Source organism: Flavobacterium sp. CLA17 (genome assembly GCF_013112255.2).
GTDB classification, from domain to species: Bacteria; Bacteroidota; Bacteroidia; order Flavobacteriales; family Flavobacteriaceae; genus Flavobacterium; species Flavobacterium circumlabens.
In genome coordinates this window covers 240,251-252,773 of sequence record NZ_CP068294.1, presented here as the reverse complement: position 1 = coordinate 252,773, position 12,523 = coordinate 240,251, and the positions used below count along the sequence as shown (strand labels likewise).

Here is a 12,523-nt window from a genome sequence, read left to right as displayed (position 1 = left end):
TTATTTTATCACAGTGATTGATCCTTTTTTTTCACCTGTGTCGGATTGAATGACATAGTAATATACCGGATTAACATTTTTAAAATCTTTTATAAACGTATTAAGTTCGGGATCGTAATTACTTCCAACATCGTCAAACATCACTTCTCCGTTTGAACTTAATATGATAACTTTTGTACTTGCCGTTTTGTAAATATCCGGGATATTCCAATACGGATTTTTAAGACTTACTATGTTTGGAATTACTGATGTAACAGCATCCAGTTCAGAAGTAATTCTAAACGAAAATTCTTTGGTAGAGGTACAACCCGAAGACACGGAAACTTTTGCTCTGTAGCTTCCTCGTACCGCTACTAAATAAGTTGCTGAAGTCGCACCCTGAATAAGATTGTTATTTAAATACCATTCGAATGTTGGGTTTGTGGCATCTGTTGTAATCGAAACGCTCAAGGTCTCCCCGTCTTTAAGTTCATATTGATCTGCAACGTCAATACTGGCAGAGAAACTAGTACTTTGCAAATCTATACTTCCTGTAGCTATACATCCGCCAAAATCTACATCAACACTGTAAACTCCGGATTCATTTGCATTGATACTACGTGTTGTTGCACCTGGAATAACGGTATTATCTTTTTTCCAAACATAACTATTTCCTGCCGTAGCAGTTAATACGGTACCGACTCCGTCAGCACAAAAAGGATTTCCTAAACTTGAAGTTACCGTAACAGCAGAACCTGCACCGGAAGAAGTTAGCACAACTCTATTGGAATAAGAAAGAGAAGTACAGCTTCCATAATTCGTTTCGACATAATATGTACCTGCTGCAGTAGCTGTATAATTAGGCCCTAAATTACCCGCCATAAGCGTTGGTGGTGTTGTAGCACCATTATCCTTGTACCAGTTATAAGATAATGAAGGATATTTTAAGGGTGAATCATTTTCCGGATTTGTAGAATCAGGATCTATAGACAATACATAACTACCACCTGAACAGAAAGTAGCCGAGCCATTAAAATTATTAATGGTGTATTGTTTATCGTGTATTTTATAATAAATAGGAAATAACTTTTTTGCTGTTGAAGAGAAAAATGTAGGGCTTACATATCCTCCTGAACTTTTAACTCTTAAGGCATAGGTATCCGATCCCACAATGTTTGGGGGAATCGAAAAAGTGATGGTCTGTTTATCCGGTGCATCATCTACAGGCGTTCCTGTAACAGGCGTAGGTGTAGTAAAACTTCCTGTTTTATCTGAAAGTTCAACCACAAATGTAGTACCCGCCGGGAAGCTGCTATAGGTAAATGTAGCCTTGTACGTCTGACTGGTAATACCGGCACAAATTCTGTCGAAAGCAAGAATTTCAGGTGTTACTTTTTGGGCGTATAAACTAGATCCAGCAAATAAAAAAATGCCAAATAAAAGAAAAAATTTGGTAAAAGTTAAAGTAGTTTTTTGAATCATATAGTACGTTTTCGGGCTAAGTCTATATTTTCAAAAAACAAAATATCAATAAATGTCTCTGAAAAATCGTATTTATAGTTCTCAATTATGTCTTTTGCGAGAACTGAATAAGAACCTGTAATGGCTGATTCATAGCATTTAGAAGTCGTCTGACAAGCCAGATCAGTTGCCATAGTAAGGCTATCCTTGGGGATGGATAGCCCTGCTATAAACTGATTAGAATTATCTAATTCGCCGATACGTACATCAGCTATATCATTCTTTTGGTTCAGGGTACACGAAGTCGATTTACAAGAAGTTGTAACAGAAAAAGCAGGCTTTTCTATTGTACTTTGTGCATATAGACTTAATGTTACCGGCGAAGCCAAAAATATTATACTAATAAAATATTTTTTTATCGTTGGTGTCATTCTGTTTTGATCTTTATTTGTCCGGTTTAAGACGAATACATAAATTGTGTCTGGGGACTTTATTAATAAAATTTACGCTATGAAATAAAAATCTAAGTCTATCTATCTGTTTCCGCTAGAAGCTGTAATTTTTCCTAATTGTAATCTGAAATCTGGTTTCTTAGGATTGAAAATATCAATGAATGTTTCCTTGTTATCACTTTGAGAATAAACGTTAAAGAAAACGCTGTTTCCATACCAGCTCTCTAAATCTTCATTGTTTGAATTGTATTCTGTAAAGATATTTCCGTTACATAGGTTGAAATACATTTCTTCAAATTTGATTTTTTTAAGACTGGCATCGTTGATTTCTGTTTTGCTGTCTAATAATACAGCAGGATTGAAACCTGAGATAACGCTGCGTTTCATTTCAAGTGAAGCAGTTTCTGCAATGTAGATAGCTTCTTTTACCAAACCTGATTGAATATCAGCTTTAATGTTTTCGCTATCGTTAAGCATTGTTATATTTGAAGCAACAACTAAAGTAGTTTTTTTAGTAAAGTCTGTTTCGTTTTTCTTTTCGTATGTTTTTACTTCCAGACAACGAGATCCGTCTTTGTTACTTGACAAGTAAGAAGATCTTACAGCCAATGAGTTATACAAACGACATTGAACTCCCTGAGTGAATTTAAAATCATCATTGATAGATTTATAAGAAACTAATTTCGTAGCATTTAAATCTCCACCAAAGAAAGCAAATGAGTCACCTCCGGAATAGCTAACCATTACGTTTTCAAATATTGTTTTATTTCCAACACCTGCAACAGTTAATCCGTTGAATGAATCCATTCCTTTTACTTTTTTACCTGCAAATTCAATTCTTACGAATCTAAGGATCCCTGAATTACCGGCAACATTGTCACCACCATAAGTAGTTAGTGTAGGATCAAGATCAAGGTTATAAGAACCAACATTTCCAAATTTATTGATTGGAGCATCACCAAGAATTACAAGTCCTCCCCAGTCTCCAGCTTTTTTCAGGCTGCGGTTTGAAGTGAATACAATTGGGTCAGTCTCTAAACCGTCTGCAATAATTTGTGCACCTTTTGTAACTACCAATGTTCCTTTAGTTTCGAAATCACCAATAATAAGTGTTCCAGGCTCAATAGTTAAAACGGCATTGTTAGTAACGTAAACGTTTCCTTGCAAAACATAGATATTCCTTTTCATCAATTTAGTATTAACAGAAATATTTCCTGCTAAAATTTGATTTGCTTCTCCATAGTCTACTTTGTTAGGCTTAAACTCGGTCCAGTTATTTAACCAATTGTTGTAGCCCATAATTCCTTTCTCTTGTTGAGCACTCATACTGGCTACTGTCAAAAAGATGCAGATGATTTGAGTAATTTTTTTCATGACAAGGTGTATTAGGTTAATAATAAATTTGGGATGCGTATGCGTAATATGATAAAAACTCATCCCGAATTTTCTGATTGTATACAGAAGCTCCGGGAACGAGTTACTATTTTTAATCTTCTCTAAAATCAAATACACTTACGTAAAGAGTTTAGAAAAGGTTTTAAAATATTTTTTTTAATTACATTTCGTTCAAATCGTTGAACTCGTGTAATGATTTCAATGTGCTTTCGTAAAATAAAATAGCTGCGATAAGATTTCCTTTATCAGAATATGGCATCATCTTTCTTTGGAATTCTACCGTAGTATCCAAAAATGTAGATGTTCCGATTGCCTGATTATCTAACACTTTCTTGTGCTCGCTGTCGTCCGGAATACCTAAATCTGCCATAGTAACGCCTGGTTTGGTAACCAAAGCGATGTAAGGGAGAGTTTTAACTAATACTTTAATGCGCTCAATGTACAGTTCCAAAAGTTCACCTTTCTGCATACCGCTCAATTCTTTTTGATCGTGGTATTTACGAATAAGTGCTGTTGTACTAATAATACTTCTTGGAGCGTTTTTAGCCTGTGCAGACGCTGCTGCAGTTGTCAAGATAAAAAATAAACTAAAAAAAATAATTTTCCCTTTCATAAATTCTATTTAAAATTGGTTGTTGATGAAAACAAAAATATATAAATTATGTTAAATCGCAACTTTAATGTTTTTTTTTTTGAAAAATTGAGTTTCAGATTACCCTAAAAAAAGGTCATATAACGAGAAAATATGCCTTTTGCCGAGTTTTTTGTTAATTTTGTTAAAATTTTTTCTTGTAAGAAACGGACTAATTTAACAGGGTCTTTACGCATTATTATAGATAAAAAAAAGACATGTTTTCAATAATTTTGTAAAAACTATTAACAAAAAAGTCTTAATATCTCATCAAAGGCGACTCACTATTACCAAAACATGACGGAAAAAAATAAACATTTTACCAAAAAATTAGTTTTTTGAAATAAAAAATGGGCGCATAATTAATCTTTATTCCGAAAATTTTTGACTACATCATTTTCTTCTATCTTTGCTTCATGCAATTTTCTCAAATTTTAGGTCAGGATTACATCAAAAGTCACTTGATAAAAAGTGCATCTTCCGGAAGGATTCCGCACGCACAATTATTTGTCGGACCAGAAGGAAGTGGTACATTATCAACTGCTATTGCCTACGCGCAATATATTTTGTGCAGCAATACAGGCGATGAAAACTCAAACGGAAATGATTCCTGCAATCTCAAGTTCCAAAACATTTCGCATCCTGATCTTCATTTCATTTATCCTACGGTAACCACCGAAGATGTAAAGACAAAACCAAAAAGTCTGGATTTCATTCAGGACTGGAGAACATTTATTCAGGAAATGCCTTACGGAGGTTTATTCGACTGGTATAAAGTACTGGGGGTTCAGAATAAACAAGGTGAAATCAGGGTCGAAGATGCCCAGGAAGTTTTAAAATCACTTTCGTTAAAATCCTATGAAGGCGGTTACAAAATTATGATTATCTGGATGGCCGATAAAATGAACATCGCCGCATCCAATAAATTGTTAAAACTGTTAGAAGAACCGTCAGACAAAACGATTTTTATTCTGATCTCTGAAAATGAAGAAGATATAATTCAAACCATACGTTCCCGTTGCCAGGTGATTCATTTTAATGGCTTACCTGAGAAAGTAATTACAGAAGCTTTAGTATCCCAGGAGAATATCGATCAGAATGTAGCTTTAAAGATTGCACATCAGGCACAGGGAAATTTTAACAAAGCACTTTCCCTTTTAAAAGAAGATGATTCCGAATATCCTTTTGAACAATGGTTTGTCAATTGGGTTCGTGCGGCATTTCGGGCAAAAGGAAACGCAGCAGCCATTCAGGATTTAATTTCCTGGAGCGAAGAAATTGCTTCACTTGGCCGAGAAAGCCAGAAAAAATTCATTCAGTATTGTATTGAAATGTTCCGACAGGCATTGCTATTAAATTATCAGGCACCGAGTCTCGTTTATATTGAGCCGAAAGTAGATAAATTCAAACTCGAAAATTTTGCTCCTTTCGTAAACGGAAATAATATACACGACATTTTTAAGGAACTTTCAGAGGCAATGTATCACATTGAAAGAAACGGAAATGCAAAAATAATTTTGACAGATTTATCCATAAAACTCACACGTTTAATTCATAAAAAATAATTTGTAATGAATAATGTTGCTTCAATTTTACTGTTGCTTTTTTTGGCCCTGACTTTTTTACAGTCAGGCTATGAGAAAATATTTTACTGGAAAGACAACGTTTCCTGGCTCAAAGAACATTTTGCCAAAACAGCTTTAAAAAATCAGGTTCCGCTTGCTCTTTTACATCTTTTAATTTTAGAATTAATTTCAGGGATTTTATGTGTCGTTGGTGCAATACAATTGCTTACTGACAGCGGTCGTGAATTTGGTTTTTACGGCGCCATTTTTTCCTGTATTTGTTTGTTAATGATGCTTTTCGGTCAGCGACTGGCCAAAGATTATGATGGTGCGAGAACCATTGTTATCTATTTTATTCCCGCCGTCATGGCAGTTTACTGGTTGAACTAAAATAATAGGCCACAGATTTCGCAGATTAAAATGATTAAAAAATCTGTGGCAACAAAAAATGTTCGCTTTAGCGAATAGCAAAAATAAATTTTATATTAAAAAAATGAATCCAAAACATCCTGCAGAGTCCCTTACTATTTTAACAGATTTAGTTTTACCGAGCGAAACAAATCCATTGAATAATCTTTTTGGTGGTGAATTATTAGCGAGAATGGATCGCGCAGCAAGTATCGCAGCCAGAAGACATTCGCGCCGAATAGTGGTTACGGCTTCTGTGAATCACGTCGCTTTCAACAGAGCCATTTCTTTGGGAAGTGTAGTTACTGTTGAAGCCAAAGTATCACGATCTTTCAAAAGTTCTATGGAAGTTTTTATAGATGTATGGGTAGAAGATCGCGAATCCGGAAACAGAACCAAAGCTAACGAAGCTATTTATACATTCGTTGCTGTTGATGATACCGGAAGACCTGTTGAAGTTCCTGCAATTGAGCCTGAAACTGAACTGGAAAAACAACGTTTTGATGCCGCTTTGCGTCGTAAACAATTGAGTTTATTGCTTGCCGGAAAAATAAAACCTTCTGAAGCCACAGAATTAAAGGCTTTATTTCTATAGCAAAATTGTGACAATTTGGAACAATTTGAGAGAATCAAACTCCAAAAAAAAGAAGTAATTTTACACCATTACATGCCCATACAAATCTAAATCAGGAAGTTATTTGTTTTCCGATTTATATTTAGAAGAGAAAAAGAAAAAATTTTAGATGAAAGAAAAAGAAAAAAAAGAGATGAGTTCAGAGAAAGAGGCCAAATTAAAAGCGTTACAACTTACGCTTGACAAACTAGATAAGACGTACGGAAAAGGAACCGTGATGAAAATGGGCGATAAAGCCATCGTAGAAGTTGAAACAATTTCTTCGGGTTCTCTTGGTGTTGATTTAGCGCTTGGAGTAAATGGTTACCCAAGAGGAAGAATCATTGAAATATACGGACCGGAATCCTCTGGTAAAACAACCCTTACACTACATGCAATTGCCGAAGCTCAAAAAGCGGGTGGAATTGCTGCTTTTATAGATGCGGAACATGCCTTTGACAGAAATTATGCTGAAAAATTAGGCGTAGACATCGAAAACCTGATCATTTCGCAACCGGATAATGGTGAGCAGGCTTTAGAAATTGCAGAAAACCTGATCCGTTCAGGGGCAATTGATATTGTTGTAATTGACTCGGTAGCAGCCTTAACGCCAAAAAGTGAGATTGAAGGTGAAATGGGAGATTCTAAAATGGGTCTTCATGCACGTTTAATGTCTCAGGCTTTAAGAAAATTAACGGGAACTATCAGCAAAACAAATTGTACTGTTTTCTTCATCAACCAGTTGAGAGAGAAAATCGGTGTTATGTTCGGAAATCCTGAAACAACAACCGGTGGTAACGCTTTGAAATTCTACGCTTCTGTACGTTTAGATATTCGTCGTTCTTCTCAAATTAAAGACGGGGAAAACGTAATCGGAAACAGAACGAAAGTAAAAGTCGTTAAAAACAAAGTAGCTCCGCCTTTTAAAACAGCCGAATTCGACATTATGTACGGAGAAGGAGTTTCTAAAACAGGTGAAATTTTAGATTTAGCGGTTGAATTTGAAATCGTTAAGAAAGCAGGATCATGGTTCAGCTACGGAGATACCAAATTAGGACAAGGTCGTGATGCCGTAAAATCTTTAATTAAAGATAATCCGGAATTAGCGGATGAATTAGAAGTTAAAATTAAAGCGCATATCAAAGAATTAGCTAACGCTTAAAATATTGAAAATCTGAATATTACAGATTTATAGATTACCAACCCGACAGGTTTTAAAACTTGTCGGGTTTTTTTATTCCAAAAATTATAAAAAAACTTTTATTATTCACGCAACCTTTTCCGGTTTGCACACTCTATATAAATGTGATGCCAGCATTACAACGGTCAAAAATCTAAAATATCAATCGTAAATGTTTTTATTATGAAAGAAAAAATAGAATTGTTGTGGCATAAAAATAGCAAAATAACCAGAAAAAAGTTTAAAAAAGTACTACGCTTTATAGCAGTTAAAATAATTCACCGTTAGATTTTGAATATAAAAGGGGTTTTAAATTCAAAAGAAAACCCGGCACGATTCATACTCAGTGCCGGGTTTAATATTTATGTGCTGTTTTAAATCTTGTCTTTCTTTTTAAATTCAAGTAATCCTTTATAAATCAATTGCCTAACCTGATCTCTCAGCTCTTTCCTGTTTTCGCTCGTAAGTCCCTCAGTTTCTACAAATGGCAATATTCTTCCTCTCATTTTTCCGGGACTGCCGCTTAAAAAAGTATACGAAAATCGTTCTTTATTATCAGCAAAAACAATGGGAACAATTGGAATCTGATGGTCAATGGCCAGCCTGAAAGCGCCGTCTTTAAATTCATCCAGCAAAATTGTTTCGTCATCCGGAACTCCGCCTTCCGGAAAAATACAAATACTTAATCCCTGATTCAGACGGTCTTGTGCCCGTTTGAAAACCTCGTTTTTACTTCTGGACGAATTTCTGTCCACCAGAATACAAGTCCTTTTATAGAAAAAACCAAATAATGGGATCTTCGAAAGCTCTTTTTTCCCAACAAAAACAAACGGATTTTTAATTACCGCCAGCATTAACATAATGTCAGTCATTGAAGTATGATTGGCAACAATCATGTAACTTTTATACTTTTCAAGCTTTTGCTCGCGCTTGATTTTATAATAAAATCCCATTCCAAAAAGAATGAATTTTGCCCATATCCGCGCCATTTTAAAAAAGTACGGATAACCACTTTCGGTTATAATAGATGCCAGTAAAAACGGCAGCATAATCAATATCGGAATGGCCATTAAAATGTAAAACCAAATGCGCCAGATGATCCAAAAAACAATTTTTATTCCTTTCATGGTTTCAAAAGTAAGAAAACAGAAATGAATTTAGAATTTTAGATCGTTAGATTTTCAGAATATTCGATTTTATTATAAACAAGCCTCTGATTTCTACGAAGTTTTCAAAAACTTGATAATATTTACAAAGAAAAAAATAAACCTTGCGAACTTTGCGAAAAACTTTGCGAACTTTGCGGTTCAAGAATACGAAAAAAACTAGAATGGCAAAAATACTTACTGGTGTTCAGAGTACTGGAACGCCACACTTAGGCAACTTATTGGGAGCAATTATTCCTGCAATCGAATTATCAAATAATCCGGCAAATGAATCGTTTTTGTTTATTGCTGATTTACATTCCATTACACAAATAAAAGATGGCCAAACATTAAGAGAAAATACCAATAGTACTGCTGCTGCTTGGCTTGCCTGTGGTTTAAATCCGGAGAAAGTAACTTTTTACAGACAGTCTGACGTCACTCAAACCGCAGAATTAACCTGGTATCTAAGCTGTTTTTTTCCGTTTCAACGTTTGACTTTAGCGCATTCTTTCAAAGACAAAGCAGATCGTTTAGACGATGTAAATGCAGGACTTTTCACCTATCCGATGTTAATGGCTGCTGATATTCTGTTGTATGATGCTGAATTTGTACCGGTTGGAAAAGACCAGTTGCAGCATTTAGAAATAACACGTGATGTGGCTTCCCGTTTCAACCACCAAATGGGAGAAACATTTGTAATTCCTGAAGCTAAAATTCAGGAAGACAGTATGCTGATTCCCGGAACAAACGGTGGAAAAATGAGTAAATCTGCCAACAATATCATCAATATTTTCCTGGACGACAAAACGCTTCGCAAGCAGGTAATGAGTATTGAAACAGACAGCACACCACTGGAAGAACCAAAAAATCCGGATACTTGTAACGCTTTTGCAATCTATTCGCTATTGGCAACTGAAGCCCAAATTGCCGAAATGAGAGCCAATTACTTAGGTGGAAATTACGGTTACGGTCACGCTAAACAAGCTTTGTTTGAACTCATTACAGAAAAATTCAAAACCGAAAGAGAAAAATACAATTACTACATCAACAACCTGGATGAAATAGATGCCTTACTGAAAAAAGGAGCTGAAAAAGCAGCCAGCGTAGCCAATCCTGTTTTACAGAGAGTTCGTGAAAAACTCGGATTTGGAAAATAGATTTTTTAAACCCGACAGGTTTTTGAAACCTGTCGGGTTTAAAATTTAAATCAGATCGCTTCAAACAACTTCCCTGGCAATGGCCGAATTACTCCCTTAAGCTCCATCTGTATTAAGATTCCTGAAATTTTATAAATCGGGAAATCACATTGAAGTGCAATAGTATCCAGTAATTCTTTACCGTTTTTTAATAGAAAATCATAAATTTTTTGTTCCTCAGCTTCCAGTTCCACGAACAACTGTTTCTGAACTGTTTTTCCTTTACTTTCAATATCCCAGTTGAGCATATAAACCAAATCGGCAGCACAGGTCAGCATGTTTGCTTTTTGGGTTTTAATCAAATTATTACAACCCATACTGTACACATCCGTATTTCGTCCCGGAACTGCAAAAACATCCCGGTTGTAGTCGTTCGCTATGTTTGCTGTAATTAGAGAGCCCCCTCTGTCAGCAGATTCAATAACAATTGTAGCCTCCGAAATTCCGGCAACAATGCGGTTTCTGCGAACAAAATTTTCCCTGTCCGGATTAGAAGAACTCCAAAACTCGGTAATAAAACCGCCATTTTCTTCCATTTTGGCAATATATTTTTTGTGCGTTTTGGGATAGATCTGGTTTAAGCCGTGCGCCAAAACTCCAATAGTCTGCAGGTTATTTTCCAAAGCCAGCTGATGCGCAACAATATCAACACCATAGGCAAATCCACTTACAATTATGGGATCCAACGGCGCCAAATCTTCTATAAATGATCTGCAGAATTCTGTCCCGTACGAAGTAATCTGGCGAGTCCCGACAATACTGATTATTTTTCTGTTCTTTAAATTAATATTTCCGGCAGAAAAAATCAAAACGGGTGCATCAAAACAATGTTTCAGGCGCTCCGGATAATCCGCATCCTGAAAAAAGGAAACATTTACAGGATTCGCTTTTATGAATTCCAGTTCTTTATTCGCTTTTTCAAAGACCGTTTTATCTTTCATGTTTTTCAATAAAGCAGAACCTACTCCATCAATAGCGGCAATCTGATTTATTTTGGTTTTGAAAATCGTTTCCGCATTCCCAAAATGAGCCAATAGTTTTTTAGCGATTATATCTCCAACTCCATCCACTTTAAGTAAGGCTAATAGGTAAAATAATTCCTGATCTGACATTGATTAAAAATATTATGTAAAATAGAATAAGATAAAAATCCGATTCGAAGCAGTAAATATCATAAAAATAAAGTAATTTCTTAATAAAAATTAGTGTTAATACTCTAAATATTTCATCACCCAGGCAATACATACATTTAACTCTTTGAAAATTAATTATCTATAAAATAAAGCGGATTGTTAATAAAAATTGTGAATAAAATTTTGATAACTATATTCATTACATAACTTTGTTACCATGAAAATCGAAACTTACATCTCGCAATTATTATATCGTTATCAGTGTGTAACGGTTCCCGGCTTTGGAGCATTTTTAACCGAAATTCACTCTGCCAAGCTTAATGAAAGCACCAATTCGTTTTTTCCCCCAAAGAAAACTATCGCATTCAACAGTCTGTTAAAAAACAATGACGGATTATTGGCCAATCATATTGCCCAGTCTGAAAACACTTCTTACGGTTTTGCCGTTAGTGCAATTGCGCATGAGGTTATGAATTGGAAAAAAGTATTAGAAGAATACGGCGTTTTAAGTTTTAAAAACATTGGTGATATTCGTTTAAACTCGGATAGGAACATGGTTTTTACTCCAAACGATCAGACCAACTATCTTTCAACTTCTTTCGGATTAGGCCCGTTTGTTTCTCCTTTGGTTAAAAGAGAAATATTCGAGAAAAAACTGGAAGAAATTCAGGAAAGAGAAACTATAAGTTTACCTGAAGCTGAAGAACAAATACGATCTTCAAGACCTTATTTACGATATGCCGCCATTTTTGTTTTAGGCTTAGGAATAACCGGAAGTATCGGATATCCGTTGTACCAAAATCAAATCGCAAACCAAACACTGGTTGTGGAAGGTGCTGTTCAGAAAAAAGTACAGAACAAGATTCAGGAAGCTACATTTTTTATACAAAATCCGTTACCTGCAGTCACACTTTCTGTAGACTCTGTTAAAACGGAAACTACTGAAATAAAAACAATGCCTTACCACATTATGGCCGGTGCATTCAGAAGTGAACAAAATGCAAGAAAAGCATATAATCAACTTCTCAAAGATGGTTACAACGCAAGAATGCTGGGTGAAAACAAACACGGTTTATTTCCTGTTTTATACGGAAGTTATCCAACAATGGCTGAAGCGGAAAAAGCTCAAAAAGAAATTCAAAAAGGAGAAAATCCGGATGCCTGGATTTTAGTCGAAGCATTATAAAATTCCCTTTACTACTTACTTATTAAATCCTCTTTTCATTTTTTGAAAAGAGGATTTTTTTATCTACTTATAATACAGTCTGATAAGATTAATGCAACCTTTAAGCATTTTACGTGGAAACCTATTTATAGTAAAAACGCTGTTAAAATTATATAATAAATTTGCTTTAAGCTAAA

12 protein-coding genes are annotated in these 12,523 nt (G+C 35.1%); 6 read left to right on the top strand and 6 right to left on the bottom strand.

Going from position 1 to position 12,523, the window contains the following annotated elements:
• From sprC to HAV12_RS01100, 4 genes are all read right to left on the bottom strand, one after another.
• Nucleotides 1-1,461, bottom strand: coding sequence for a gliding motility protein SprC (gene sprC / locus HAV12_RS01115; protein WP_171568102.1), 1,461 nt, complete (start codon nt 1,459-1,461; stop codon nt 1-3).
• Nucleotides 1,458-1,871 (bottom strand): hypothetical protein, encoded by a 414-nt coding sequence (locus HAV12_RS01110; protein ID WP_171568101.1) that lies wholly within the window; start codon nt 1,869-1,871, stop codon nt 1,458-1,460. Before HAV12_RS01110 ends, sprC begins: the two co-directional genes overlap by 4 nt.
• A 102-nt stretch (nt 1,872-1,973) precedes the next feature.
• A complete protein-coding gene (locus tag HAV12_RS01105; protein ID WP_171568100.1) occupies nt 1,974-3,266 on the bottom strand; it encodes a hypothetical protein in 1,293 nt (430 codons plus the stop codon).
• A gap of 181 nt (nt 3,267-3,447) precedes the next feature.
• Complete coding sequence (locus tag HAV12_RS01100) at nt 3,448-3,900, bottom strand: hypothetical protein (protein WP_171568099.1); 453 nt, start codon at nt 3,898-3,900, stop codon at nt 3,448-3,450.
• A 434-nt stretch (nt 3,901-4,334) separates the two neighbouring features.
• On the opposite strand from HAV12_RS01100, the gene HAV12_RS01095 reads away from it, so the two are divergent.
• The 4 genes from HAV12_RS01095 to recA all read left to right on the top strand — a co-directional run bounded on the left by HAV12_RS01095 (nt 4,335) and on the right by recA (nt 7,666).
• Nucleotides 4,335-5,483, top strand: coding sequence for a DNA polymerase III subunit delta' (locus HAV12_RS01095; RefSeq protein ID WP_171568098.1), 1,149 nt, complete (start codon nt 4,335-4,337; stop codon nt 5,481-5,483).
• Between the two features lie 6 nt (nt 5,484-5,489).
• Nucleotides 5,490-5,873, top strand: a complete 384-nt coding sequence (locus HAV12_RS01090) for a DoxX family protein (RefSeq protein WP_127338041.1) — start codon at nt 5,490-5,492, stop codon at nt 5,871-5,873.
• A gap of 103 nt (nt 5,874-5,976) precedes the next feature.
• Complete coding sequence (locus HAV12_RS01085) at nt 5,977-6,486, top strand: acyl-CoA thioesterase (RefSeq protein WP_127338285.1); 510 nt, start codon at nt 5,977-5,979, stop codon at nt 6,484-6,486.
• Between the two features lie 172 nt (nt 6,487-6,658).
• Nucleotides 6,659-7,666, top strand: a complete 1,008-nt coding sequence (gene recA / locus HAV12_RS01080) for a recombinase RecA (protein WP_132033195.1) — start codon at nt 6,659-6,661, stop codon at nt 7,664-7,666.
• Between the two features lie 392 nt (nt 7,667-8,058).
• Here the strand turns inward: recA and HAV12_RS01075 are convergent, their stop codons facing one another.
• On the bottom strand, nt 8,059-8,811 hold the full coding sequence (locus tag HAV12_RS01075; RefSeq protein WP_171568097.1) for a 1-acyl-sn-glycerol-3-phosphate acyltransferase: 753 nt from the start codon (nt 8,809-8,811) through the stop codon (nt 8,059-8,061).
• Nucleotides 8,812-9,014: 203 nt separating this feature from the next.
• Between HAV12_RS01075 and trpS the strand changes: the two genes are divergently transcribed.
• Nucleotides 9,015-9,989 carry a tryptophan--tRNA ligase gene (trpS, locus tag HAV12_RS01070; protein WP_171568096.1) on the top strand — a complete coding sequence of 325 codons (975 nt, stop codon included), beginning with the start codon at nt 9,015-9,017 and terminating at the stop codon, nt 9,987-9,989.
• Between the two features lie 50 nt (nt 9,990-10,039).
• Here the strand turns inward: trpS and dprA are convergent, their stop codons facing one another.
• On the bottom strand, nt 10,040-11,140 hold the full coding sequence (dprA, locus tag HAV12_RS01065) for a DNA-processing protein DprA (protein WP_171568095.1): 1,101 nt from the start codon (nt 11,138-11,140) through the stop codon (nt 10,040-10,042).
• 238 nt (nt 11,141-11,378) lie between these two features.
• Between dprA and HAV12_RS01060 the strand changes: the two genes are divergently transcribed.
• On the top strand, nt 11,379-12,347 hold the full coding sequence (locus tag HAV12_RS01060; RefSeq protein WP_171568094.1) for an SPOR domain-containing protein: 969 nt from the start codon (nt 11,379-11,381) through the stop codon (nt 12,345-12,347).
• Nucleotides 12,348-12,523: the final 176 nt, after the last annotated feature.

Bases quoted from the DNA above. Each gene is read 5' to 3' on its own strand.
- trpS (WP_171568096.1), top strand. From the start codon at position 9,015: ATGGCAAAAATACTTACTGGTGTTCAGAGTACTGGAACGCCACACTTA.
- HAV12_RS01105 (WP_171568100.1), bottom strand. From the start codon at position 3,266: ATGAAAAAAATTACTCAAATCATCTGCATCTTTTTGACAGTAGCCAGT.
- HAV12_RS01090 (WP_127338041.1), top strand. From the start codon at position 5,490: ATGAATAATGTTGCTTCAATTTTACTGTTGCTTTTTTTGGCCCTGACT.
- HAV12_RS01110 (WP_171568101.1), bottom strand. From the start codon at position 1,871: ATGACACCAACGATAAAAAAATATTTTATTAGTATAATATTTTTGGCT.
- recA (WP_132033195.1), top strand. From the start codon at position 6,659: ATGAGTTCAGAGAAAGAGGCCAAATTAAAAGCGTTACAACTTACGCTT.
- HAV12_RS01100 (WP_171568099.1), bottom strand. From the start codon at position 3,900: ATGAAAGGGAAAATTATTTTTTTTAGTTTATTTTTTATCTTGACAACT.
- HAV12_RS01085 (WP_127338285.1), top strand. From the start codon at position 5,977: ATGAATCCAAAACATCCTGCAGAGTCCCTTACTATTTTAACAGATTTA.
- dprA (WP_171568095.1), bottom strand. From the start codon at position 11,140: ATGTCAGATCAGGAATTATTTTACCTATTAGCCTTACTTAAAGTGGAT.
- HAV12_RS01095 (WP_171568098.1), top strand. From the start codon at position 4,335: ATGCAATTTTCTCAAATTTTAGGTCAGGATTACATCAAAAGTCACTTG.
- HAV12_RS01060 (WP_171568094.1), top strand. From the start codon at position 11,379: ATGAAAATCGAAACTTACATCTCGCAATTATTATATCGTTATCAGTGT.
- sprC (WP_171568102.1), bottom strand. From the start codon at position 1,461: ATGATTCAAAAAACTACTTTAACTTTTACCAAATTTTTTCTTTTATTT.
- HAV12_RS01075 (WP_171568097.1), bottom strand. From the start codon at position 8,811: ATGAAAGGAATAAAAATTGTTTTTTGGATCATCTGGCGCATTTGGTTT.